This window comes from Cellulomonas sp. URHD0024, from assembly GCF_000426185.1.
Taxonomy (GTDB): Bacteria; Actinomycetota; Actinomycetes; order Actinomycetales; family Cellulomonadaceae; genus Cellulomonas.
Genome location: NZ_KE384505.1, coordinates 185,244 through 207,734, shown reverse-complemented (window position 1 = coordinate 207,734; position 22,491 = coordinate 185,244). Strand labels below are relative to the sequence as shown.

The following is a 22,491-nucleotide window of genomic DNA, read 5'->3' as shown; positions in this document are numbered from 1 at the left end:
GGCGTCAGATCGCGCGCTGGCGGGCCACCTCGTAGAGGGCGATCCCTGCGGCGACGCCGGCGTTCAGCGACTCGACCGAGCTCGTGATCGGGATCGAGGCGATGGCGTCGCACTGCTCGCGGACGAGGCGCGACAGCCCCTTGCCCTCCGAGCCGACGACGAGGACCAGCGGGTCGGTGGCGTACGGCAGCTCGGTGATCGTGGTGTCACCGCCGCCGTCCAGGCCGACGACGAACACGCCCGCCTGCTTGAGGCCCTGCAGGGTGCGCACCAGGTTGGTCACGCGGGCGACGGGCACGCGCGCGGCCGCGCCCGCGGACACCTTCCACGCCGACGCGGTGACGCCGGCGGCGCGCCGCTCGGGCACGAGGACGCCGTGCGCACCGAACGCCCCGGCGGACCGCAGGACCGCACCGAGGTTGCGCGGGTCGGTCACCCCGTCGAGGGCGACGATCAGCGCCGCCCGGTCCGACTCCGCGGCCGCGTCGAGGAGGTCGTCGTCGTCGGCGTACTCGTACGGCGGGACCTGGATGGCGACGCCCTGGTGGACCGAGCCGTCGGTGAGCCGGTCGAGCTCGCTGCGGCTGACCTCGAGCAGGGGGTAGTTCGAGTTGCCCGCCGCGGCGATGATCTCGCGCGTCCGGTCGTCGGCCTCCAGCCGGGAGGCGATGTACACCGTCGACACCGGGATCCCCGCGCGCAGCGCCTCGACCACGCTGTTGCGACCGGACACGATCTCGTGGGTCGAGCTCTTCCGCCCGCCCTTGGACCCGGCCGCGCTGCGGGACGCGCCCGCCGACTGCCGCCCGGAGGTGCCACGGGTGCCGGCGACGGCACGCCGCTCGGCCGCGATCTTGGCCTTGTGCGCCGGGTGGTACTCGCGGTCCTCGGCCTTGGGCGTCGGGCCTCGACCTTCCAGCGAACGGCGGTTCTTGCCGCCGGTGCCCGCGGAGGCGACCTTCTTGGACCCGGCCTTGCGGGTGGCCCCGCGACGGGAGGAGTTGCCAGCCATGCTGTGTTCCTTTGTTCTGAAGCTGGGGGTCGGCGGCCGTCAGCCGTCGAGGTCGGCGCGCGCGGCGAGTGACCAGCGCGCTCCGGAGGACGAGTCCTCGACGACGACGCCGGCCGCTGCGAGGCGGTCACGGATCGCGTCCGAGGTGGTGAAGTCACGGGCCGCGCGGGCCTGCGCACGCGCCTCGAGCTCGGCGGAGACCACCGACTCCAGCGCCCGGACGTAGCGCTCGTCGCCTGCCGTCGCACGCCAGTGCGCGCCCGCCGGATCGAGGCCGAGCACGTCGAGCATCGCACGAAGGGCGACCATCGACTCACGGGCCTCGGTCGCATCGGCCTTGGCCAGCGCCGAGTTTCCGGTGCGCAGGTGCTCGTGCACGACCGCCAGAGCGGCGGGAACGTTGAGGTCGTCGTCCATCGCCGCGACGAACTCGGCGGGCAGCTCGGCGGTGGCGACCTCGGCGTCGTCGACCACGCCGACCTTCTCGGTGGCCCGCTCGACGAAGCCCGCGAGCCGGTCCCAGGTGGCCTCGGCCTCACGCAGCGTGTCGTCGGACCACTCGAGCATCGAGCTGTACTGCACCGCCGTCATCGCGTACCGCAGCACCGCGGGGCGCTCCTTGGCGAGCACCGCGGTGACCAGCAACCCGTTGCCGAGCGACTTGCTCATCTTGGCGCCACCCTGGGTGACCCAGCCGTTGTGCAGCCAGTACTGCGCGAACCCGTACCCGGCCGCGCGCGACTGGGCCTGCTCGTTCTCGTGGTGCGGGAACCGCAGGTCGAGACCGCCGCCGTGGATGTCGAAGGTGTCGCCGAGGTAGCGCTGCGCCATCGCCGAGCACTCGAGGTGCCAACCCGGCCGGCCGCGCCCGAACGGCGTGTCCCAGCTGGCGGTCTCGGGCTCCCCCGGCTTGGCGGCCTTCCAGAGCGCGAAGTCGCGCTGGTCCCGCTTGGCGTCGTCGCCGACCGTGCCGTCGGGCGCCGGGATCATGTCCTCGACCCGCTGGTTGGTCAGCGCGCCGTACTCCGTGTAGCTGCGGACGTCGAACCACACGTTCCCCGGGCTCGTCGAGTACGCATGGCCCTTCTCGACGAGACGGGTCATCAGCTCGATCATCGCGGGCACGTGGCCCGTGGCACGCGGCTCGTAGCTGGGCGGCAGGACGCCGAGGGCGTCGTAGCCGTCGTTGAACGCGCGCTCGTTGAGCATGGCCCAGGCCCACCACGGTTCGCCCGCGTCGGCGGCCTTGGCCAGGATCTTGTCGTCGATGTCGGTGACGTTGCGGATCAGCGTCACGCGGTTGCCCGACCGGCGCAGCCAGCGGACGAGCACGTCGAACGCGACGGCTGACCTCAGGTGACCGATGTGGGGCGGCGACTGCACGGTGGCCCCGCACAGGTAGACGCCGACCTCGCCGGGAACGAGCGGTACGAAGTCACGCACCGTCCGGGTCGCGGTGTCGAAGAGGCGCAGGGTCACGCGGCAAGGCTACCGGCGCGACACGCCGCCCGACGCAAGCTCCAAGGACATTGGCGACGAGGCGCCACCGCCGATCCCCGAACGTCCGCACTCGTGGGGGTCATAGGCCTCACCAACGCGGACGTTGCGCGTCCAGCCTCCGTGGCGTCCGCGCTCGTGGGGGTCATAGGGCCATCGAGTGCGGACGTCGGCGTTTCGACCAGCGGCAGCTGGTGCTCAGCCGAAGGTGTGGGACTCGCCTCGGTAGGTCGGGACGGTTGCCTCGACCGTCGTGCCGCGGACCAGGTGCACCGACTCGAAGCGCTCCATGACCTCACCGGACTTCGCGTGCCGGAACCAGACCCGGTCACCGACGCGCAGATCGACGTCGCCCGACAGGCGCAGCGGGGTCTGCACCTCACCGGCGCCCTCGCGGCTGGTCAGCGACAGCCCACCCGGCCAGACGGGTCGCGGCTGCCGCGACTTCGTCGCCGGGCCGGACGCGATGTAGCCGCCACCGAACGCCGTCGCGAAACCGGCCGCCGGGATGCGCACCACGTCGAGCCCGAAGAACGCAGCCGGGCGGGGCGTGAACGAGCGGTAGGAGTCGAAGAGCGTGGGCACGAACAGGCCCGAGCCGGCGGTGACCTCGGTGACGGCCGGGTCGGCCGCGCTGGACGCCACGGAGCCGGAGCCACCGGAGTTGACGAGCTCCAGGTCGTGGCCGACGGCGTCCTGCACCGCGGCGACCACGGCGGCGCGACGGGAGGCGAGGTCGGCGATCGAGAGCCGTTTGACCGCGCGGACGGCGGCGCTGGAGTCCGGCAGACCGGCCACCTGGGCCTCGTAGAACATGACCCCGACGACGTCGACGCCCGGTCGAGCGGCGATGGCTGCGGCCAGCGCGCCGGCGTCGGACGCGGAGTGCACGGGAGAGCGGCGGACGCCGAGATGGGCGGCCAGCGGCCCGATCTTCACCCGGAGCGACGCGTCGACGTCCAGGCAGAGGCGCACCGTGACCCCGTGGTCGGCCGCCGCGCGCGCGGCGAGGTCGACCTGAGCCACGTCGTCGACCATGAGCGTGACCGCCGCGACCGCGGCGGGATCGGCGGCGAGCTTGGCGATCGCGTCCGTGTCGACGGTCGGGTAGCCCATCAGGATGTCGTCGACGCCCTGGGAGACCAGCCAGAGCGCCTCGCGCAGCGAGTAGGCCATGACGCCCGCGAAGCCGTCGCGCGCCAGGACGCGCTGCAGGACGGCCCGGACCCGCACGGACTTGCTGGCGACCCGGATGGGGGTGCCGGCGGCTCGTCGGACCAGGTCGGTCGCGTTGGCGTCGAGAGCGTCGAGGTCGACGACCGCCAGGGGCGCGGGAAGCCCTTGGGTCGCCTGGTCGAGCCGTGCGCCGATGGTGAGGCTCATGCCGAGGCTCCTGCCGACAAGGGGGTCTTCGCGTGCTGCACGACACCGAACCGGCCGGCGAGGACGGCGACCGCGAGGACCAGGACGACCGGCACCAGGAACCCCCAGCGCAGGCTGGACGCGGTGCCGATGAACCCGACGAAGACGCCGCCGAGGACCGCTCCAAGGTAGTTGAAGCCGTTGAGCCGGGCGATGACCGCGTCGGCGTGGCCGGGGGCGAGCAGGCCGGCCGACGAGAAGCACAGCGGAGCGATCAGCCCGAGACCGGCGCCGGCCACCGCGAACCCGAGCACGGCCTGCGCGGGCGCGTGCGCCGTGAGCACCAGGACCAGTCCGACCGCGCCGACCAGGGCCGCGACCCGCACGACCCGGACACGACCCCAGCGCCGGACGCACGGGTCACCGGCGAGCCGGGACACCAGCGTCATCGCCAGGTAGGCCGCGTAGCCGAGCTTGGTCAGGGTGCCGGTCTCACCCAGCACCTCGTGCATGAAGATCGGGCTCCAGGTCGAGATCGCCTGGTCGTTGACGTAGTAGGCGACGACGCCGAGCCCGAGGATCAGCAGCGGTCCCCAGGGGATGACGGGCTTGCGGGCGTCCTGCGCGGCCTCCGTGTCCGCGAGCGCCGCGTCGACCGAGAAGGGCACCGGGTCGGACTGCTCCCGCCAGGCGGATCTACGCACGATCAGGCAGACACCGACAGCGACGACCGTGCCGACGAGGAGCGTCCAGCCGATCGGGTCGGCGGAGATGCGCCCGGTGGCGACCGCCACCATGACGGAGCCGAGGATCCCCCCGGCCGACCACGAGGCGTAGAAGCCGGTCAGGAGCGAGCGACCGTAGGCACGCTGGATGCTCACGGCCTGCATGTTGGTGCCGGAGTCGACCATGCCGAGGCCGACCCCGTACACGGCGAACCCCGCCGCCAGCACGGCGAAGGTGGGGGACACCGCGACGAGCGCCACGGCCGCCGCGACGACGACCAGACCTCGGACGAGCACCCCGCGTGAGCCGGCGGTCGAGCGTGCGACGCGGTCGGCGACCACCGTCCCCACGCCGGCCATGACGCAGACACCCAGGATGACGAACGCGATGGTCCCGTCCTCGATCCCGTACCTGTCCTTGAACACGTCCAGGCTGGTCAGGATCATCGCGAAGACGAACCCCTGGGCGCCGAAGCCCAGGGACACGGCGACGCGTGCCCGGCGAGCTGACGCCACCGGTGTCGCCGGGACCACCTCGCTCACGCGGGCAGGGCCTCGTCGCCGGTGCCGAGGAGCTCGTCGAGGCCACCGACCGGGTTGGCGACCGTCGTCGACAGGAGGAACCGACCGAAGCCGTGCATGCCCTCGCGGGCCTTGGTCTCGTCACCGTCCACGAGCCAGGCCAGCGAGTAGCCGTCGACGACCGCGACGACGGTGCGGGCGAGGGTCTCGAGAGGAACGGTGAAGGTCACGTTGGCGGCCTGCTCGACCCCGCGCAGCACCTGCTCGGCCGCAGCCCACTGCCCGCGGTACTGCTCGATGGCGACCTGGTTGAGCTCGGGGTGGCGCAGCGACGAGGTCGTGAGCTCGTAGCTCAGGAGCTGCGCGCCCCTCGAGTCCTTGATCCCGTCCCAGAGCGCGTCGATCGTCCCGTCGATGATCTCGGACACGCCGGCGTCGGGCGGGAACTCCCCCAGGCTGCGCTCGAGGTTGGCCGAGGTGATGGCGTGCGCCATCGCCCGCAGCAGCTCGTCCTTGTCCTGGAAGCAGTAGTGGACGACGCCGAGCGAGACGCCGGCCTCGGCCGCGACCGCTCGCACGGTGGCGGCGTCGATGCCGTCCCGGCTCGCGACGGTCAGCGCGGCCTCGATGAGCTGTTCACGTCTCTCGGCTACTGGCAAACGATTCACGAAGGTCCCCTCCCTCGAACGACGGCCCCACCGGCCGGTCTGGTCACCGGTGGTGAGGCCGACGCCTCCCCAGTGCACAGTTCAATATCCATCGTGACGATAGTCAAGGACCAGGCGCACTTGACTTGGACGGTTGACCAATAGGACCCTCTATCTCATGGGACAACTGTCCGACACCGCACCGTGGCGTAACTGGGCGCGCACCGCCTCCGCGACGCCGCAGCGTGTCGTGCACCCTGCTGACCAGGACGAACTCGCCGAAACCGTGCGAAACGGGGCGAGCGAGGGCCTCCAGGTACGGGCGGTCGGGGCCGGGCACTCTTTCACCCCCGTGGCAGCGTCCGACGGCATCCACCTGCACCTCGATCGGCTGAACGCGTTCGAGCGTGTCGCGCCCCAGGAGGACGGCACGACGCACGTCACCGTCGGGGCGGGCATCCGGCTCGGGGCCCTGAACGCTGAGCTGGCGGCCCGCGAGCTCGGTATGCGGAACCTCGGTGACATCGACAAGCAGTCGATCGCCGGGGCGATCTCGACCGGGACGCACGGTACCGGAGCCGGCCTGGGTGGTCTCGCGACGCAGGTCGTCGGCGCCCGGATCGTCACCGCGAAGGGTGAAGTTCTCGAGACCAGTCCCGAGCTCAACCCGGAGATGTTCGAGCTGGCGCGCCTCGGCCTCGGCAGCGTCGGCGTCCTCTCGGCGGTCACCCTCGAGGTCGTGCCGGCGTTCAAGCTCGAGGCCGTCGAGGAGCCGTGGGCCCTCGACCGGGTCCTGGAGCGGCTCGACGGACCCGACGGGCTCGTCGACGGCAACGACCACTTCGAGTTCTACTGGTTCCCGCACACGCGCCGCGCTCTGACCAAGCGGAACAACAGGGTTCCCGACGAGGTCGAGAAGCCACTGAACCCGGTCCGCGGCTGGCTCGACGACGAGCTGCTGTCGAACGGTCTGTTCTCCGTGACCAACGCCCTGGCGACGATCGCGCCGAAGACCACCGCCGGGATCAACGGTCTGGCCGCCCGGGCCCTGAGCTCGCGCCGTTTCGTCGCACCCGCGCCCGAGGTGTTCGTCAGCCCTCGCCGCGTGCGCTTCCGCGAGATGGAGTACGCGGTCCCGCGCGCCCAGCTCGTCCCGGTCCTGACCGAGATCGACCGCTGGCTGGAGGCGTCCGGGCAGCGCGTGCCGTTCCCGGTCGAGATCCGCTTCGCGGCGGCCGACGACCTGTGGCTGTCGACCGCCCACGGCCGCGAGACCGCCTACATCGCCGTCCACCAGTACATCCGCCTGCCGTTCGAGGCCTATTTCCGCGCGGTCGAGAAGATCGTCGCCGCCGTCGGGGGCCGTCCGCACTGGGGCAAGATGCACTGGCTCGAGGCAGAGCGCCTGGGCGAGCTCTACCCGCGGTTCGCGGACGCGCAGCGGGTCCGGACGCAGGCGGACCCCGACGGCGTCTTCAGCAGCCCCTACCTCGGCCGGCTGTTCGGCTCGTAAGGGTTTTCTCATCGGCCCGTGCTGGTCAAGGGCGGCACGCGGGTGCACTCTGAGGCCGTGGCAGTCAGCAGCAGAGCCGTCGTCGCGTCCGCGTACGGCGGCCCCGAAGTTCTCCGTGTGGTCGACGTCGACACCTCGGAGCCCGGACCGGGCAACGTCCTGATCGACGTCCGGGCGGCCGCGGTCAACGCGATCGACTGGAAGCGGTACTCCGGCGCGTTCACCACCGACCCCAACCAGCTTCCGATGCGCCTCGGGTACGAGGTCTCGGGGGTCGTCAGCGCCGTAGGCCCGTCGGTGCGGTGGCTGTCGCCGGGCGACGAGGTCATCGCCTGGCGCGTCGACGGCGGGTACGCCGACCGGATCGTCGCGTCCGAGCAGGTGACCGTCCGTCGGCCGTCCAACCTCGACTGGGCCCCCGCGTCAGGCCTGTTGCTCACGGGCGCCACGGCCGTGCACACGCTCTCGGCGACCGGGACGCACGACGGTGACGTCGTCCTCGTGCACGGCGGCTCCGGTGGTGTCGGCCGGATGGTGGTGCAGCTCGCGGTGCTCCGCGGGGCGCAGGTCGTCGCGACTGCGTCCCCGAACCACCACGACGACCTGCGCACCCTGGGCGCGATCCCCGTCGCCTACGGCGAGGGCCTCCTGGACCGTCTGCGCGACGTGGTCCGCACGACGGGCCCGATCAGTGTCGCGATCGACACCGTCGGTACCGACGAGGCGCTCGACACCTCGGTCGCCGTCGTCGAGGACCGCCAGCGCATCGCGACGATCGCCGGGTTCCGACGAGCCGGCGAGCTGGGCATCCGTGCGCTGGGCGGGGGTCCGGGTGCCGACCCCGGGACCCTCGTGCGGGAGGCGGCCCGCGCCCAGCTGGCCGAGCTCGCCTCCGACGGCACCCTGGACGTGCGCGTCGCCCAGACGTACGCATTGGAGGACGCCGCGAAGGCGCACGCCGACGGCCTCACCGGGCACGTGCACGGCAAGCTGGTCCTGCTGCCCTGAGGCCGCACGGCACGGGCTCGACCCGAGCGACTGCCTCGTCCCGAGGGACCGCCGCGCCCCGCGCGACCCGCCGCCATGCGGAGGACCGCTCAGAGCGTGCGGCCGAGCTCCGGGACCGGTGGGACCACGCCCGTGAGCTGGCGTGGGGCGTGGTCGGACAACCCCGTCAGGCCCGCACGCGTGGCCTCGAGCACCTCCATCGACACGTACCCCCGAGGGTCGTCGAGCCGGCGCTGGCCGGCGGTGCGCACGACGGGGAGCTGCTGCGTGGGAGCGTCCGACGTCTGGGTCACGGCAGGACCGTACCGGCCCGCCGAATCGGACGCCAGCCCACATTTCAGGACATCACCCGTCGCTCACCCGGACGGGCGTGGAGCACGGAGGAAGCAGGGCGGAAGCAGGGCGGAAGCGGGGCGGAAGCAGGCGCGGCACGGGGCGAGCAGGGCCGAAGCAGGGTCGGAGCAGGTCTCGAGCTGGGGCCCGGTGATGGAACCTCGGCGGGCGTCTCAGGGTGCCGGGGCGATCTCGCCCGCCAGCGTCTGCAGCTCGTGCAGAACGCGACGCACGACGACGCGCTCGAAACGGTCGCGACGCAGGAGCGCGTCGATCCGACGGCCCGCGCGCACGCCCTCCAACGGCAGGAGCCGGATACGGGTGCTGCCGCCGAACGTGTAGCGCGGCAGCAGCGAGATCCCGTGGCCGGCGCCGACGAGAGCCTCGACCACGTGGAAGTCGTTGACCCGGTGCACGATGCGCGGCGCCGTCCCCGCGCTCTCCGTGCCCGCGCGGGTGGCGACCTCGGTGACGAGCGCGGCGATCGGGAAGCCGACCCGGACGGAGATCCAGTCGGCGTCGGCCAGGTCGGCCGGCTCGACCGCGGTGCGCCCCGCGAGCGGGTGGTCGAGCGCGACCGCGACGTCGAGGGGTTCGCGCAGCAACGGGACGACGCGCACCCCGGGCCAGCCGGGCGAGCCCTCCGGCCGGTGGGCGACGACGATGTCGATCCGGTCGGTCAGCGCGGCGAAGTCCTCCTGGGCGACGTCCTCGTCGGTGCACTCCAGCGTGATGCCGCCGAGCCGGCCGACGCGCGTGAGCAGGCCGGGCAGGAGCAGCTCAGCACCGCTCTGGAACGCCGAGACCCTCACCGTCCCCTTCGGACGCTCCAGGAAGGCGTCACAGGCCGCCTGAGCCCGTTCCAGGGCCACTGCCACGTCGAGCCCGGCCACCGCCAACGCCTCGCCGGCGGGCGTGAGCCGCAGGCCGCGTCCGACGCGCTCCGTGAGGGGGACGCCGACCTCGCGCTGCAGCACGGCCACCTGCTGCGAGACCGCGGACGGCGTGAGGTGCAGGACCGCCGCTGCGGCGGTCACGCCCCCCTGCGACCCGACGGTCCGGAGCGTCTCGAGTGCGCGGGCGTCCATGTAGGAACGCTACATCGTCGGATAAGGATCTTGCGCTGGTGCTGAACTGCAGACCGGACCGAGACTCGTTCCATGGCCACCCGCGACCGCCTGCTCGCCGTGCTCGTCGCCGTGCTCTGGGGTCTCAACTTCACGGCCATCCACCTGTCGCTGCAGCAGTTCCCGCCGTTCTTCCTCGTCGCGCTGCGGTTCGCGATCCTGGCCGTCCCGACGCTGCTGCTGGTCCCGCGACCCTCGGCACCCTGGCGCTGGATCCTGCTGTACGGGGTCGGGTTCGGCGTCCTGCAGTTCGTGTTCCTGTACCTGGCCATGGCGAACGGGATGCCGACGGGGCTGGCGTCGCTGGTCCTGCAGTCGTCGGCACCCTTCACGGTCGTGCTGGCCGCGACGTTCCTGCGCGAACGGCTGACCGCTCGGCAGGGTCTGGGCATCCTCGTGGCGGTGGCAGGCCTGGGTGGCATCGCCGCGCACCGCGCAGGTCTGGCCGGCGGCGCCACGCTCGTCCCCGTCCTGCTGACGCTCGCGGCCGGGCTGGGCTGGGCGATCGGGAACCTCGGCAGCCGCAAGGCGATGCAGGCGAGCCCGCACGAGCCCATCCGGCTGCTGCTGTGGATGTCGGTCGTGCCACCGCTGCCGATGCTCGCGCTCTCCCTCGCCGTGGAGGGTCCGGCGCAGATCAGCGACGCGTTCACCGGCCTGACCAGCACGCGGGGCCTGCTGGCGCTCGTGGGCCTGGTGTACACCGTCATCGTCGCGACCCTCGGAGGCGGCGTGCTCTGGACGGGCCTGATGGGTCGGCACCCGTCGAGCACCGTCGCGCCGTTCTCGATGCTGGTGCCTGTCGTCGGGATCGGGGCGTCGTTCCTGCTGCTGGGCGAGCGCACGAGCGTGACCGAGCTGGCATGGGGAGCGCTGGTCCTGGGCGGGGTGCTGCTGGGCAGCACGCAGGCACGTCGTCGCCGGTCCGTCGCGACGGGCACGGGCACGGACCCGGACGCAGGCACGGACGCGGACGCGGACGCGGACGCGGATCAGTCTGCGGCCACCACGAGCGCGGTGGCGATCGCCGCGACGCCCTGCCCGCGGCCGGTGAGCCCGAGCCCGTCGGTCGTGGTCGCGGACACGCTCACGGGTGCCCCGGCGGCCGCCGACAGTGCCGCCTCGGCCTCAGCCCGCCGCTGACCCAGTCGCGGCCTGTTCCCGATCACCTGCACGGCGACGTTCCCGACGACGAACCCGGCAGCCCGCACCCGCGAGGCCGCCTCCGCCAGCAGCACCGCACCGGCGGCGCCGGCCCACTGCGGCTCGGACGTCCCGAAGTTCGACCCGAGGTCACCCAGGCCGGCCGCCGACAGGAGCGCGTCCGCGCAGGCGTGCGCCGCCACGTCGGCGTCCGAATGGCCCTCCAGGGGCCGCTCACCGGGCCAGGCGAGGCCAGCGAGGTGCAGGACGGCGCCGGGCACAGGGTCCGCCGCGTACGCGTGCACGTCGATCCCGATCCCCGTGCGGGGCAGACCGCGCGGGCCGGGTGCAGCGCCGGGCGAAGGAGCCTCCGTGGCCATCAGTCCTCCAGCAGCAGGGTCGCGATCGCGAGGTCGCGTGGTGTGGTGATCTTGGCGGCCCGCTCGTCGCCCGCGACGACCCAGACCGGCTCCCCGAGCCGCTCGACGAGGCCGGCGTCGTCGGATGCGGCCGTCGCCTCGTCGAGGGCACCCGAGGCGAACTCCGCGTGCGCCCTGAGCAACAGCTCGCGCCTGAACCCCTGGGGCGTCTGCACGGCCCGCAGGTCGACGCGGGGAACCGTCGCCAGCACGAGCTCCACCGGTCCCCCGGTCTGCACCCGCTTGACCGTGTCGACGACGGGCAGCCCCGGCACGACGGCGGGATGGCCGTCGAGGACGGCGTCGATCACGCGGGCGACCAGCGACGCGGGCGCGAGCGGGCGTGCGGCGTCGTGCACGAGGACGACGCCGAACTCGTCGGACAGCGCTCCGAGGCCCGCGGCGACGGAGGCCTGCCGGGTCGGGCCGCCGGCGACGACGACGACGTCGACGCGGCCGAGCTCGTCGGACAGAGCCGCGAGCAGCTCCTCGGACAATGCCGCTACGTGCTCGGCGGGCGCCGTGACCACGAGCGCCCGGACATGCTGATCGCCCGCCGCGCGCGCCGCCAGGAGGTTCCTGGCGGCATGCACGACGAGCGACTTCCCACCCAGCGGCACCAGTGCCTTCGGGAGGGGATGACCCAACCTGCTACCGCTCCCGGCGGCAGTCAGGACAGCAGCAACGGTCACCTGGCGTCAGGACGCCAGGACCTCGTCGAGGATCGCTTCGGCCTTCTCCTCTTCGGTGTGCTCGGCGAGTGCGAGCTCCGAGACGAGGATCTGGCGGGCCTTGGCGAGCATGCGCTTCTCGCCCGCGGACAGGCCACGGTCGGCGTCACGGCGGGACAGGTCGCGGACGACCTCTGCCACCTTGATGACGTCGCCCGACGCGAGCTTCTCGAGGTTTGCCTTGTAGCGACGGGACCAGTTGGTCGGCTCCTCGGTGTACGGGGCGCGGAGCACCTCGAACACGCGGTCCAGACCTTCCTGTCCGACGACGTCACGCACGCCCACCAGGTCCACGTTCTCAGCGGGAACCTCGATGGTGAGGTCTCCCTGAGCGACCTTGAGCTTGAGGTAGATCTTGTCCTCTCCGCGGATGGTCCTGGTCTTGATCTCTTCGATCAATGCCGCACCGTGGTGCGGATAGACAACGGTCTCCCCAACAGTGAAAGTCATCTGCAGGTGTCCCCTTTCGCAGAGGGGTATCTTATCACGGCGAAATTGGCGCTTTGCCGGGCGGTTACCTGGCGCTGGCCCCCGTCCCCGCAGGTCACGCGGCCGCCGATGACCTCGCTCACACGGCAGCCGCAGGACTCGCCGAGCGTCGGTCCCGGGCTAGGCTTGCGCCACCACCGCCCGCGCCTCACCCCGTCGGTCAGGGGCGCGCGCCACGCACGCCCCGACGCCCCCAGGAGTCACCGTGACCTCGCCCCGCCCCCGCACCCGCCGGCTCCGTGCCGCGACCGGCCTGGCCGTCGCCGGTATCGCCGCCGCCCTGACGCTCACGGGCTGCTCGGCCACCAACCCCATGACGACGGAGAACGAGTACGACTCCTCCGACGGCGTGAGCGCCGAGATCGGCCAGGTCAAGGCGCTCAACTTCCTCGTCGCCTCCAAGGCCAAGGGCGAGCCCGGTGCCCTACTCGGTGCGCTCCAGAACACGAGCGCCAAGGACCAGACCGTGACGATCACGCTCGGCACCGACGACCAGACGGTCGGGGTGCCCGCCGGCCAGACCGTGCTGCTCGACGCCCCCGGCGGCAACACCGACACGAACGTCGAGGTCGTCTTCGAGTCGATACCCGAACCTCCGGGCGCCGTCGTGACCGTGACGGTCGCGACGACGGACGCGGGCAGCGTCGAGCTGGACGTGCCCATCCTCGACGGCTCCGACTACGCCAGCTCGGTGCCGACACCGTCGCCGTCGTCGACGAGCTAGCACGCCGTACGACGAACGGGCCGGTCCCCAGGGGGACCGGCCCGTTCGTCGCGCCTGGCCGGACCGGGCCGGCGTCGGGTCCGCTCAGCCGAAGCGGCCGGAGATGTAGTCCTCCGTCGCCTGCTCGCGCGGCGAGGAGAAGATCGTCGACGTCTCGTCGATCTCGACCAGGCGGCCCGGCTGGCCGGTCGCCAGCAGGTTGAAGAACGCCGTGCGGTCCGAGACGCGCGCCGCCTGCTGCATGTTGTGCGTGACGATGACGATCGTGTAGTCGTTCTTCAGCTCCGAGATCAGGTCCTCGATGGCGAGGGTCGAGATCGGGTCGAGGGCCGAGCACGGCTCGTCCATGAGCAGGACCTGCGGCTTGACCGCGATCGCACGGGCGATGCACAGGCGCTGCTGCTGGCCGCCGGAGAGCCCCGAGCCCGGCTTGTTCAGGCGGTCCTTGACCTCGTTCCAGAGGTTGGCGCTCTTCAGGGAGCGCTCCACCACGTCGGCGGCGTCGCTCTTGGAGATGCGCTTGTTGTTCAGCTTGATGCCGGCCAGCACGTTGTCCGCGATCGACATCGTCGGGAACGGGTTGGGGCGCTGGAACACCATGCCCACCTGCCGGCGGACCGCGACGGGGTCGACGTCCGCGCCGTAGAGGTCGATGCCGTCCATCGCGACGGACCCCTGCACGTGTGCGCCGGGGATGACCTCGTGCATGCGGTTGAGCGTGCGCAGGAAGGTCGACTTCCCGCAGCCCGACGGGCCGATGAACGCCGTGACGGAGCGAGGCTCCACGGACATCTCGACGCCCGCCACGGCGAGGAAGTCGCTGTAGTAGATGTTGAGGTCCTTGACGTCAATTCGCTGTGCCATGGTCGATCTCCTTGTGGGGCTCAGGCCCGGGTCTTGGGCGCGAACCAGCGGCTCACGCCGCGCGCCAGAAGGTTGAGCAGCATGACGAACAGGATCAGCACGAGTGCTGCGCTCCATGCCCGGTCGTAATTGATCGTCGCGATGCAATCTGTCGCACCGGGGGCGCATGGCACAAGTCCCGCGGCGTACTGCCGGTAGACGTACACCGGCAACGTCATCATGTTGCCGTGGAAGGGGTCGCGGTTGATCGAGTCCGTGGCGCCCACCGTGATGAGCAGCGGCGCCGTCTCCCCGATCACGCGGGCGATCGCGATCATCACGCCCGTCGTGATGCCGGCGATCGCCGTGCGCAGCACGATGCGGATGATCGTGAGCCACTTCGGCACCCCGAGAGCGAACGACGCCTCGCGCAGCTCGTTGGGCACGAGCCGCAGCATCTCCTCCGTCGAGCGGATCACCACGGGGATCATGAGGACCGACAGGGCCACGGCGCCGGTGAGCCCGCTCATCGACTGCGGACCGAAGAGCAGGTAGAACAGCGAGAACGCGAACAGACCGGCGACGATCGACGGGATGCCGGTCATGACGTCGACGAAGAACGTCACCGCCCGCGCCAGCGGTCCCTTGCCGTACTCGACGAGGTAGATCGACGTGATGATGCCGATCGGCACCGAGATGACCACGGTCATCGCCGTGATCAGGATCGTGCCGAGCAGCGCGTGGTAGACGCCACCGGCGTCCATCCCGCCGTACACGTTGCGCATCGAGTGCGTCAGGAAGTACATGTTGAAGCGCTCGAGGCCGTTGGCCAGCACGCTCCAGACCAGCGAGACGAGCGGGATCAGGGCGAGCCCGAAGGCGCCCCAGATCAGCCCCGTCATGAACCGGTCCTTGCGCCTGCGGCCACCGTCGACCTGGGTCAGCGTGTCGCGCAGGGAGGACGCCTCGGGAGTGAGCTCTGCGGTCGCCATGTCAGTTCGCCCCCGAGAATTCCTTGTTGCGCGCGATGATCGCGCGGGCGGCCAGGTTGACGAGCAGGGTGATCACGAACAGCGCCAGGCCGGTCGCGATGAGCGTCGAGCGGCCGATGTCGTTGGCGTCGTTGAACTTCGCCGCGATGTTGCCGGCGATCGTCTGCTGCTGGCTCGCGACCAGGATCTTGAACGAGTAGAGGATCCCGGGCGACAGGATCATCAGCACGGCCATCGTCTCGCCGAGGGCGCGGCCCAGGCCGAGCATCGCGGCGGACGTCACGCCCGAGCGTCCGAACGGCAGGACCGCCATGCGGACGAGCTCCCAACGCGTCGCGCCCAGGGCCAGCGCCGCCTCCTCGTGCAGCCGCGGAGTCTGCAGGAACACCTCCCGGCTGACCGCGGTGATGATCGGCAGGATCATCACGGCGAGGACGAGAGAGGTGGTCATGAGCACGCGGGGCGGGTTCGACGCGTTCCCGTTGGCGTCACCGGCGAACAGCGGGATCCAGCCGAAGTAGTCGACCAGGAACTGCCACACGGGCTGCACCTTGGGCGCCAGCACCATCACGCCCCACAAGCCGTACACGACCGACGGGATGGCGGCCAGCAGGTCCACGACGTACCCGAGGACCGAGGCCAGCCGTCGGGGCGCGTAGTGCGAGATGAACAGCGCAACCCCGACCGCCACCGGCACCGCCAGGACGAGCGAGACGATAGCCGCGAGGATGGTGCCGAAGATCAGCGGCCCGACGACGGACCACAGGTTGCCACCCGCCGGGATCCACGGGACGACCGACGCGAGGTCCGGGTTCTTCAGGGCGGGCAGCGCCTCGATGATCAGGAAGATCGCGACGGACGCGAGGACCGCCAGGATGAGGATCCCCGACCACACGGCGAGGTACCGGAAGCCGCGGTCCAGACCCCGGTCGGTCGTACGCGACCTCTTCTGCGGGGTGCGGACCGGCGCGACCGGCGGGGTCATCGCTGTCGTAGGCGAAGCCAACGGATGTCTCCTGTCAGAACTGTGGGAGAGCGCCACCGTCCGGTGACCGCTGAGCGGTCACCGGACGAGGCGGTGCGAACTGACTGCTCAGCTGGCCTTGATCGCCTGGATCGAGGCCGCGACGTCCGTGGCCAGCGCGTCGGGGATCGGCGCCGAGCCGGCCGCGGTGGCCGCCTTCGACTGGCCGTCGGAGCTCGCCGCGTAGGTGGCGTAGCCCTTGATCAGGTCGGCCTTGTCCGCGGGGTACGTGTTGCAGACGACCAGGTAGGACACGAGGATCGCCGGGTAGGCGCCCGTCGCCGTGGTGGTGCGGTCGATGTTCACGACGATATCCCCGTCGGCGCGGGTGGTGTCACGGGGCGATGCGGCGACAGTCGCGGCGGCGCCGTCGGCCGTCGGAGCGTTGAACTCGCTGCCGACGCCGAGCGAGACCTTGCCGAGGGTGCCGACCGCGGAGGCGTCCGCGTAGCCGATCGTGCCGGGCGCCGCCTGGATCGTCTGGACGACGCCGGACGTGCCGTTCGCGCCCTGCCCGACCTGGGCGGGCCAGGTGTTGGAGACCGGGTAGGTCCACACGGACGGGGCGGTCTTGGACAGGTAGTCCTGGAAGTTCTTGGACGTGCCCGAGTCGTCGGAGCGGTGCACCACCTGGATCGGGCCGGAGAGCTTCGCGCCCGGGTTCAGCCCGGTGATCGCGGCATCGTCCCACTGGGTGATGGCGCCGTTGAAGATCTTGGCGACGACGTCGGGGCTGAGCTTCAGCTCGGTGACGCCGTCGATGTTGAACGCGACGGCGATCGGGCTGACGTAGACGGGCAGGTCGATGCCCGCGCCGCCGGTGCAGCGGGTGGCCGCCTGGGCGATCTCGTCCGCGTTGAGCGCGCTGTCCGAGCCGGCGAAGTCGAGCGAGCCGTCGAGGAAGCCCTTGCGGCCTGCACCCGAGTCGGACGTCGTGTAGTTGATCGTCGTGTCGGGGTTGGCGGTCTGGAACCCGGCGACCCAGGCCTGCTGGGCCTTCTCCTGCGCGCTCGAGCCGCCGCCGTTCAGCGAGCCGCTCAAGGTCGAGGCGGGGGCCTCGGAGGCGCCGCCTGTCGCGGCGGGAGTCTCGGTAGCGTTGTCCGATCCGCAGGCCGAGAGGGTGAGGGCGAGTGCGCCGGCGAGGGCAACCGCCCCGATGCGGCCGTGGAGGGGAAGCTTCACTGTGGTCCGTCCTGTCGTTCGTGCGCGCACCGGGTGTGTGCGCGGCGAGGCTGACGGTAGGAAGCGGACGTGACCGTCCGGACGGGTTCGGGTGAACCCCAGGTGAACGGTGGCCGACGGTTATTCGTCACGAGCACGTCGTCGTGCCCTCGCTCGCCCTGGTCGTCCCGATTTCACCACAGCCGACGGAGAACGGAAACGACGAAGCCCCCACCGCGTGAGGTTCACGGGAAGGGGGCTCCGTCGTGCGTCGTCAGTCCTCGACGTCGTCCGTGAACTTGTAGCCGAGCCCGCGCACGGTCAGCACCAGCTCCGGGTTCCCGGGGTCGTTCTCGATGCGGGCGCGGATCCGCTTCACGTGGACGTCGAGGGTCTTGGTGTCACCGACGTAGTCCGAACCCCAGATCCGGTCGATCAGCTGGCCGCGCGTCAGCACGCGACCGGCGTTGCGCAGGAGCATCTCCAGCAGCTCGAACTCCTTGAGCGGGAACGCGACGAGCTCGCCGCGGACCCGGACCGTGTGCCGCTCCACGTCCATGCGGACCGGCCCGGCGGCGAGCAGCTCGTCGTCCTCCGGATCCGCCAGCGGCGCCGCGGGCGGGGCGCCGACCGTCACGGAGGCGGCCGCCCGCCGACGCAGCACGGCCCGCACGCGCGCGAGCAGCTCGCGCGACGAGTAGGGCTTGGTGACGTAGTCGTCGGCGCCGAGCTCGAGGCCGACCACCTTGTCGATCTCGTCGTCCTTGGCGGTGAGCATGATGACCGGCACGTCGCTGACCAGCCGCAACCGGCGGCACACCTCGGTCCCAGGCAGACCCGGGAGCATCAGGTCGAGCAGCACCAGGTCCGCGCCGAGCTCCTCGAACCGCAGCAGCGCATCGGTGCCGGTCGCGGCGGTCACGACGTCGAAACCCTCACGCTCGAGCTGGTACGTCAGCGGGTCCCGGTAGGACTCCTCGTCCTCGACGAGCAGGATCCGGGTCATGAGGCGCTCCTGCGCACTGGTGCTCCTTCGGGGCTTGCTGGCTGGTCGGGGATCGAGGGTTCGAGCTGATTCTCCGGCGCGTCGGTCACGGCCGCGCTCTCGGCTCGCGGGAGGCGGAGCGTGAACGTGGACCCGCGTCCGGGCTGCGACCACACCGTGACGTCGCCCCCGTGGTCGGCAGCGACGTGCTTGACGATGGACAGACCCAGCCCCGTGCCGCCCGTGTCCCGGGAGCGGGCCGGGTCGACCCGGTAGAACCGTTCGAAGACGCGCTCCTGCTCGGCCGCGCTGATGCCGATCCCCTCGTCGACCACCGCGATCTCGACGAGGTCGTCGACGAGCCGGACACCGACGCCGACGTGCGAGGCGGCCCCCGAGTACGCGACCGCGTTGTCCAGCAGGTTGCGGACGGCGGTGACCAACAGCTCGTGCTGGCCCAGCACGGTGGTGCCGCGCACGCCGCCGATGTCGAGCCGGACGCGCTTGGCCTCGGCGGTCGTGCGGGCGCGTTCGACGGCCTCCGACAGCACCGCGTCCACGTCCACGAGCCCGGCCTCACCCAGCGCGCCCGCGACCTGCAGCCGCGACAGCTCGATGATCTCGTGCACCAGAGCCGACAGCCGGGTCGCCTCGGCCTGCATCCGACCCGCGAACCGTCGCACGGCGTCCGGGTCGTCGGCCGCGTCCTGCACGGTCTCGGCCAGCAGGGACAGCGCACCGACGGGCGTCTTGAGCTCGTGCGAGATGTTGACGACGAAGTCCCGTCGGATCGCCTCCAGGCGGCGGGCCTGCGTCAGGTCCTCGGCGAGGACCACCAGATGCCTCCCGCTCACGTGCGCCACCCGGACCTGGACGAGCAGGACGCCGGGACCCACCGGCCCGCGCGGCACCTCGAGCTCCTCGTCGCGGATCACGCCGTCGCGACGGACTGCGGCGATCAGGTCCCGGATCGCCGCCGGGGCGATGCGGCCCTCACGCACGATCCCGAGCGCGTGGGCCGGAGCGCTCGCCCGCACCACGTGGTCCGCCTCGTCCAGGACCACCGCGGCGGAACGCAGCACGGCGAGCGTGCGGACGAGGCCCTCGTCGAGGTCCGGTTCGGGGGTCGACGGCAGCGGGCCCTTCTGTGCGTGCTCGCTCCAGCGGAAGGCCAGCGTCGCCACGACGCCGACCAGCACGCCGAGCCCGCCGGCCAGCAGCAGGCTCATCCCATGTACATCCACACCACAACCCTAGGGCGGGTTCCGGCGTGCACCCCGCCCGCGACGCCCCGCCGGCCCGTCCTGCCGTCGAGCGTTCACCGGGCGTTCACGCCCGTCAGCCGAACGTCTCCATCAGGACCGAGCGCTCCGCCTCGGTGAGGTTCGTCTCGACGAGCGTCCAGTGCAGCCCGTGGAACCGTTCGCCCAGCCGGTCGAGGTCACCCTCCTCCGTGACCGCGCACAGCAGCGACGTCCCGGGCGTGATCTGCTCGCGGATCGTGGCGAGCTGCGCGTCGTCGATCCCGACCGCCGCGATCGCCTTGCTGATCGCGCCGGCCGCCGCACCCACGGCCGCGCCGAGCAGCGGGACGAAGAACAGTCCGCCGAACAGGATCCCCCAGAACGCGCCCCAGCCCGTGCCGCGCCACTTGTCCTCGTGCGAGTGGTGCATGTCCGGCTTGGTCGCGCCGTCCGGCCAGCTGATCACGGCGTGGTCCACGATCTTGACCAGGTGGTCCGTCGCGGCACCCTGCAACGCCTCGGCGGCCTTCTGGGCGCCGTCGGCGGTGTCGAACTTCCAAGCGGTGAACGTGGTCATCGCGGATCCCTTCGGTTGGTGCCTTCCCGACGGCCCTGCGGTGCCGACCGGCTCACCCGCGACGGATGACTCCGCCGGTGCTAGTGGTATCTCACCCCGGCCGGGCGATTCGTGCACGGGCAAGGCGCGCGAGGCTGGAGGCTCGTACCCCATGGGGGTCCCGTGCTCTACCACATCCGCATCGCCGGAACCGCGGCCGTCGTCGACCTGCAGGCCGCCCGGCTGAGCTCCTACGACATCGTCAGCGCCCGCGTGGGCGCGGACACGGTGCTGTCCTGCCGCCTGCCCGACACCGCCGCCCTGACCGGACTGGTCACGCTGCTGAACGATCTCGACCTTCCGGTGACCGAGATGGCGATCGTTCCGGACATCGACGTGGGATCCTGATTCCGCCCGAAAGTGCGGGAGTCCTACGCAACGGTCTCCGTGCGTTCATCTTGGTGGGACCCTCCGTTCATCTGCCGATGCGAATCTGACCCCGCGGGGCGCCTGCCTGCGCGGCACGAGAGGGAGCACATGCGGGACATCTTCGACGCCGAGCTGCATCAGCTCGGCGAGGACCTGGCGGCGATGAGCGGCAAGGTCGAGCACGCCATCACGAACGCGGGTATCGCGCTCCTGACCGCCGACCTCGCGCTGGCGGAGACGGTCATCGCAGACGACCTGGACATCGACGCCATGGAGCGCGACCTCGACGAGCGGTGCGTCCTCCTGCTCGCCCAGCAGCAGCCCGTCGCCACCGACCTGCGGATCATCGTCTCGGCCCTGCGCATGAGCGCCACGCTCGAGCGGATGGGCGACCTGGCTCGGCACGTCGCGCAGGTCGCGCGTGGGCGCTACCCCCGGCACGCCGTGCCGCACGCACTGTCCGGCACGTTCGCCGAGATGCACGACGCCGCCGTGCGGGTGGCGCGTCGCACCACGACCCTGCTGAACAGCCGTGAGGTCTTGCTCGCGGAGAGCATCGAGCAGGACGACGACCTTCTCGACGAGCTGCACGAGGACACGTTCGCCGCCCTGCTGGGCGGTTCGTGGGCCGGGACCACGCAGGAGACCATCGACGTCACCCTGCTCGGCCGGTACTACGAGCGCTTCGGGGACCACGGGGTCTCCGTCGCGCGGCGCGTGACCTACCTGGTGACCGGCGCCGGACGCCAGGAGCTCGACCAGACGGTCGGCTGAGACCTCCGGTCGGTTGGCGCGTCTGTCGCGCGGGCCGATCGGTCGCCCGTGGTGTCTCTGGGCGGGCCGGTCGCGCGTTCTGAGGGGGACGCGCGACCGGCCGACGAGAGCGGCAGCTCCTGAGGGAGCTGCCGCTCTCTCTCGTCGTCGAGATCCAGGATCCCCCCCCCACAACGCAACGTCCGCACTCGTGGGCGCTACAGCCCCCACGAGTGCGGACGCCACTCGTGCGCAAACCGCAACGTCCGCACAAGTGGGCGCTATAGGCCCGACATGGGGGGACGCCACTAGTGCGGAAACCACTAGTGCGGAAGCCACTAGTGCGGAAACCGCGACGTCCGCACACGTGGGCGCTATAGGCCCCACATGGGCGGACGTCGCTAGTGCGCAAAGTGCAACGTCCGCACAAGTGGGCGTTATAGGCCCCACGAGGGCGGACGTTGCGGAGGGTCAGCGGCCCTGGTTGGCTACGGCCTTGATCGCCTCGGCCGCGGCGTCGGGGTCGAGGTACGTGCCGCCGGCGTTGGTGGGCTTGAGGGTCGTCTCGTCGATCGTGTAGAGCAGCGGGATGCCCGTCGGGATGTTGATCCCGGCGATCGTCGCGTCGTCCACGTTGTCCAGGTGCTTGACCAGGGCGCGGATCGAGTTGCCGTGGGCCGCGACCAGCACGGTCTTGCCGGACTTCAGGTCGGGGACGATGTCCGACTCCCAGTACGGCAGCGCACGGACGAGCACCTGCTCGAGGGCCTCGGCGCGCGGGATCGGCTCCCCGGCGTAGCGCGGGTCGCTGTCCTGCGAGAACTCCGAGCCCAGCTCGATGTCCGGCGGCGGGAAGTCGTACGAACGGCGCCAGAGCATGAACTGCTCCTCGCCGTACTCGTCGAGCGTCTGCTTCTTGTCCTTGCCCTGCAGGGCGCCGTAGTGCCGCTCGTTCAGACGCCAGGAGCGCTTCACGGGGATCCAGTGCCGGTCGGCGGCGTCCAGCGCCAGGTTGGCGGTCGTGATCGCCCGCCGCAGGAGCGACGTGTGCACGACGTCGGGCAGCACACCCGCGTCGGTCAGCAGGGTGCCGCCGCGCTTGGCTTCCTCGACACCCTTCTCGGACAGGGCCACGTCGACCCAGCCGGTGAACAGGTTCTTTGCATTCCACTCGCTCTCGCCGTGGCGGAGCAGCACGAGGGTGTAGGTCATGGCTGCCATCCTGCCGCAGAGCCACGAGGGGTGAGCAGGG

Annotated in this window: 23 protein-coding genes and 1 pseudogene; 6 read left to right on the top strand and 18 right to left on the bottom strand. The window is 71.4% G+C overall.

The window, feature by feature from the left end:
• Positions 1 to 4: 4 nt before the first annotated feature.
• From rlmB to I847_RS24550, 5 genes are all read right to left on the bottom strand, one after another.
• Positions 5 to 1,012 (bottom strand): 23S rRNA (guanosine(2251)-2'-O)-methyltransferase RlmB, encoded by a 1,008-nt coding sequence (gene rlmB / locus I847_RS0117190; RefSeq protein ID WP_028050667.1) that lies wholly within the window; start codon positions 1,010 to 1,012, stop codon positions 5 to 7.
• Positions 1,013 to 1,051: 39 nt separating this feature from the next.
• Complete coding sequence (gene cysS, locus I847_RS0117185) at positions 1,052 to 2,491, bottom strand: cysteine--tRNA ligase (protein WP_028050666.1); 1,440 nt, start codon at positions 2,489 to 2,491, stop codon at positions 1,052 to 1,054.
• A gap of 216 nt (positions 2,492 to 2,707) precedes the next feature.
• On the bottom strand, positions 2,708 to 3,892 hold the full coding sequence (locus tag I847_RS0117180) for an alanine racemase (RefSeq protein WP_028050665.1): 1,185 nt from the start codon (positions 3,890 to 3,892) through the stop codon (positions 2,708 to 2,710).
• On the bottom strand, positions 3,889 to 5,139 hold the full coding sequence (locus tag I847_RS24555) for an MFS transporter (protein WP_051275023.1): 1,251 nt from the start codon (positions 5,137 to 5,139) through the stop codon (positions 3,889 to 3,891). Before I847_RS24555 ends, I847_RS0117180 begins: the two co-directional genes overlap by 4 nt.
• Entirely contained in the window at positions 5,136 to 5,786 is a 651-nt protein-coding gene (locus I847_RS24550; RefSeq protein WP_034611070.1) for a TetR/AcrR family transcriptional regulator, read from the bottom strand. The genes I847_RS24555 and I847_RS24550 overlap by 4 nt, the downstream gene beginning before the upstream one ends.
• 157 nt (positions 5,787 to 5,943) lie before the next feature.
• Between I847_RS24550 and I847_RS0117165 the strand changes: the two genes are divergently transcribed.
• Both I847_RS0117165 and I847_RS0117160 read left to right on the top strand, forming a co-directional pair.
• Entirely contained in the window at positions 5,944 to 7,278 is a 1,335-nt protein-coding gene (locus I847_RS0117165; protein WP_028050664.1) for a D-arabinono-1,4-lactone oxidase, read from the top strand.
• 57 nt (positions 7,279 to 7,335) lie between these two features.
• Positions 7,336 to 8,286 (top strand): NADP-dependent oxidoreductase, encoded by a 951-nt coding sequence (locus I847_RS0117160; RefSeq protein ID WP_028050663.1) that lies wholly within the window; start codon positions 7,336 to 7,338, stop codon positions 8,284 to 8,286.
• A gap of 89 nt (positions 8,287 to 8,375) precedes the next feature.
• Here I847_RS0117160 and I847_RS24545 read toward each other — a convergent pair whose 3' ends face one another.
• Together I847_RS24545 and I847_RS0117150 are read right to left on the bottom strand one after the other, a co-directional pair.
• Complete coding sequence (locus I847_RS24545; protein ID WP_034610811.1) at positions 8,376 to 8,579, bottom strand: hypothetical protein; 204 nt, start codon at positions 8,577 to 8,579, stop codon at positions 8,376 to 8,378.
• A 213-nt stretch (positions 8,580 to 8,792) separates the two neighbouring features.
• Positions 8,793 to 9,707, bottom strand: coding sequence for a LysR family transcriptional regulator (locus I847_RS0117150; RefSeq protein ID WP_028050662.1), 915 nt, complete (start codon positions 9,705 to 9,707; stop codon positions 8,793 to 8,795).
• A 72-nt stretch (positions 9,708 to 9,779) separates the two neighbouring features.
• Here I847_RS0117150 and I847_RS0117145 point away from each other — a divergent pair.
• Positions 9,780 to 10,631 (top strand): annotated as a pseudogene (locus I847_RS0117145) (EamA family transporter); the annotation flags it as partial.
• A gap of 107 nt (positions 10,632 to 10,738) precedes the next feature.
• On the opposite strand, the gene ispF reads toward I847_RS0117145, so the two are convergent.
• The 3 genes from ispF to I847_RS0117130 are packed head-to-tail and all read right to left on the bottom strand — an operon-like array spanning position 10,739 to position 12,489.
• Entirely contained in the window at positions 10,739 to 11,269 is a 531-nt protein-coding gene (ispF, locus tag I847_RS26340) for a 2-C-methyl-D-erythritol 2,4-cyclodiphosphate synthase (RefSeq protein ID WP_028050660.1), read from the bottom strand.
• The gene (gene ispD / locus I847_RS0117135; protein ID WP_028050659.1) at positions 11,269 to 12,000 is read right to left on the bottom strand and encodes a 2-C-methyl-D-erythritol 4-phosphate cytidylyltransferase; all 732 of its coding nucleotides are present in this window, start codon (positions 11,998 to 12,000) and stop codon (positions 11,269 to 11,271) included. Before ispD ends, ispF begins: the two co-directional genes overlap by 1 nt.
• A gap of 6 nt (positions 12,001 to 12,006) precedes the next feature.
• Entirely contained in the window at positions 12,007 to 12,489 is a 483-nt protein-coding gene (locus I847_RS0117130; RefSeq protein ID WP_013769765.1) for a CarD family transcriptional regulator, read from the bottom strand.
• A 244-nt stretch (positions 12,490 to 12,733) separates the two neighbouring features.
• On the opposite strand from I847_RS0117130, the gene I847_RS0117125 reads away from it, so the two are divergent.
• Positions 12,734 to 13,252 carry a hypothetical protein gene (locus tag I847_RS0117125; RefSeq protein ID WP_028050658.1) on the top strand — a complete coding sequence of 173 codons (519 nt, stop codon included), beginning with the start codon at positions 12,734 to 12,736 and terminating at the stop codon, positions 13,250 to 13,252.
• Between the two features lie 84 nt (positions 13,253 to 13,336).
• Here the strand turns inward: I847_RS0117125 and pstB are convergent, their stop codons facing one another.
• From pstB to I847_RS0117090, 7 genes are all read right to left on the bottom strand, one after another.
• Positions 13,337 to 14,116, bottom strand: a complete 780-nt coding sequence (pstB, locus tag I847_RS0117120) for a phosphate ABC transporter ATP-binding protein PstB (protein WP_028050657.1) — start codon at positions 14,114 to 14,116, stop codon at positions 13,337 to 13,339.
• A 20-nt stretch (positions 14,117 to 14,136) separates the two neighbouring features.
• Positions 14,137 to 15,087, bottom strand: coding sequence for a phosphate ABC transporter permease PstA (pstA, locus tag I847_RS0117115; protein ID WP_028050656.1), 951 nt, complete (start codon positions 15,085 to 15,087; stop codon positions 14,137 to 14,139).
• Position 15,088: 1 nt separating this feature from the next.
• Entirely contained in the window at positions 15,089 to 16,072 is a 984-nt protein-coding gene (gene pstC, locus I847_RS0117110) for a phosphate ABC transporter permease subunit PstC (protein ID WP_028050655.1), read from the bottom strand.
• 108 nt (positions 16,073 to 16,180) lie between these two features.
• Entirely contained in the window at positions 16,181 to 17,293 is a 1,113-nt protein-coding gene (locus tag I847_RS0117105) for a phosphate ABC transporter substrate-binding protein PstS (RefSeq protein WP_028050654.1), read from the bottom strand.
• Positions 17,294 to 17,546: 253 nt separating this feature from the next.
• Positions 17,547 to 18,278, bottom strand: a complete 732-nt coding sequence (locus I847_RS0117100) for a response regulator transcription factor (RefSeq protein ID WP_028050653.1) — start codon at positions 18,276 to 18,278, stop codon at positions 17,547 to 17,549.
• On the bottom strand, positions 18,275 to 19,486 hold the full coding sequence (locus I847_RS24540; RefSeq protein WP_034610806.1) for a cell wall metabolism sensor histidine kinase WalK: 1,212 nt from the start codon (positions 19,484 to 19,486) through the stop codon (positions 18,275 to 18,277). The genes I847_RS0117100 and I847_RS24540 overlap by 4 nt, the downstream gene beginning before the upstream one ends.
• Positions 19,487 to 19,595: 109 nt before the next feature.
• A complete protein-coding gene (locus I847_RS0117090; RefSeq protein WP_028050652.1) occupies positions 19,596 to 20,078 on the bottom strand; it encodes a DUF1269 domain-containing protein in 483 nt (160 codons plus the stop codon).
• 162 nt (positions 20,079 to 20,240) lie between these two features.
• Between I847_RS0117090 and I847_RS0117085 the strand changes: the two genes are divergently transcribed.
• Together I847_RS0117085 and phoU are read left to right on the top strand one after the other, a co-directional pair.
• Positions 20,241 to 20,465, top strand: coding sequence for a hypothetical protein (locus I847_RS0117085; RefSeq protein ID WP_028050651.1), 225 nt, complete (start codon positions 20,241 to 20,243; stop codon positions 20,463 to 20,465).
• A 129-nt stretch (positions 20,466 to 20,594) separates the two neighbouring features.
• The gene (phoU, locus tag I847_RS0117080) at positions 20,595 to 21,260 is read left to right on the top strand and encodes a phosphate signaling complex protein PhoU (RefSeq protein ID WP_028050650.1); all 666 of its coding nucleotides are present in this window, start codon (positions 20,595 to 20,597) and stop codon (positions 21,258 to 21,260) included.
• 450 nt (positions 21,261 to 21,710) lie between these two features.
• Here the strand turns inward: phoU and I847_RS0117075 are convergent, their stop codons facing one another.
• Entirely contained in the window at positions 21,711 to 22,451 is a 741-nt protein-coding gene (locus I847_RS0117075) for a phosphoglyceromutase (protein WP_028050649.1), read from the bottom strand.
• Positions 22,452 to 22,491 lie beyond the last annotated feature (40 nt).

Bases quoted from the DNA above. Each gene is read 5' to 3' on its own strand.
- I847_RS0117130 (WP_013769765.1), bottom strand. From the start codon at position 12,489: ATGACTTTCACTGTTGGGGAGACCGTTGTCTATCCGCACCACGGTGCG.
- I847_RS24540 (WP_034610806.1), bottom strand. From the start codon at position 19,486: ATGAGCCTGCTGCTGGCCGGCGGGCTCGGCGTGCTGGTCGGCGTCGTG.
- pstA (WP_028050656.1), bottom strand. From the start codon at position 15,087: ATGGCGACCGCAGAGCTCACTCCCGAGGCGTCCTCCCTGCGCGACACG.
- I847_RS0117165 (WP_028050664.1), top strand. From the start codon at position 5,944: ATGGGACAACTGTCCGACACCGCACCGTGGCGTAACTGGGCGCGCACC.
- I847_RS0117150 (WP_028050662.1), bottom strand. From the start codon at position 9,707: ATGGACGCCCGCGCACTCGAGACGCTCCGGACCGTCGGGTCGCAGGGG.
- I847_RS0117100 (WP_028050653.1), bottom strand. From the start codon at position 18,278: ATGACCCGGATCCTGCTCGTCGAGGACGAGGAGTCCTACCGGGACCCG.
- pstC (WP_028050655.1), bottom strand. From the start codon at position 16,072: ATGACCCCGCCGGTCGCGCCGGTCCGCACCCCGCAGAAGAGGTCGCGT.
- I847_RS0117090 (WP_028050652.1), bottom strand. From the start codon at position 20,078: ATGACCACGTTCACCGCTTGGAAGTTCGACACCGCCGACGGCGCCCAG.
- pstB (WP_028050657.1), bottom strand. From the start codon at position 14,116: ATGGCACAGCGAATTGACGTCAAGGACCTCAACATCTACTACAGCGAC.
- ispF (WP_028050660.1), bottom strand. From the start codon at position 11,269: ATGGCCACGGAGGCTCCTTCGCCCGGCGCTGCACCCGGCCCGCGCGGT.
- I847_RS0117180 (WP_028050665.1), bottom strand. From the start codon at position 3,892: ATGAGCCTCACCATCGGCGCACGGCTCGACCAGGCGACCCAAGGGCTT.
- rlmB (WP_028050667.1), bottom strand. From the start codon at position 1,012: ATGGCTGGCAACTCCTCCCGTCGCGGGGCCACCCGCAAGGCCGGGTCC.
- phoU (WP_028050650.1), top strand. From the start codon at position 20,595: ATGCGGGACATCTTCGACGCCGAGCTGCATCAGCTCGGCGAGGACCTG.
- I847_RS0117075 (WP_028050649.1), bottom strand. From the start codon at position 22,451: ATGACCTACACCCTCGTGCTGCTCCGCCACGGCGAGAGCGAGTGGAAT.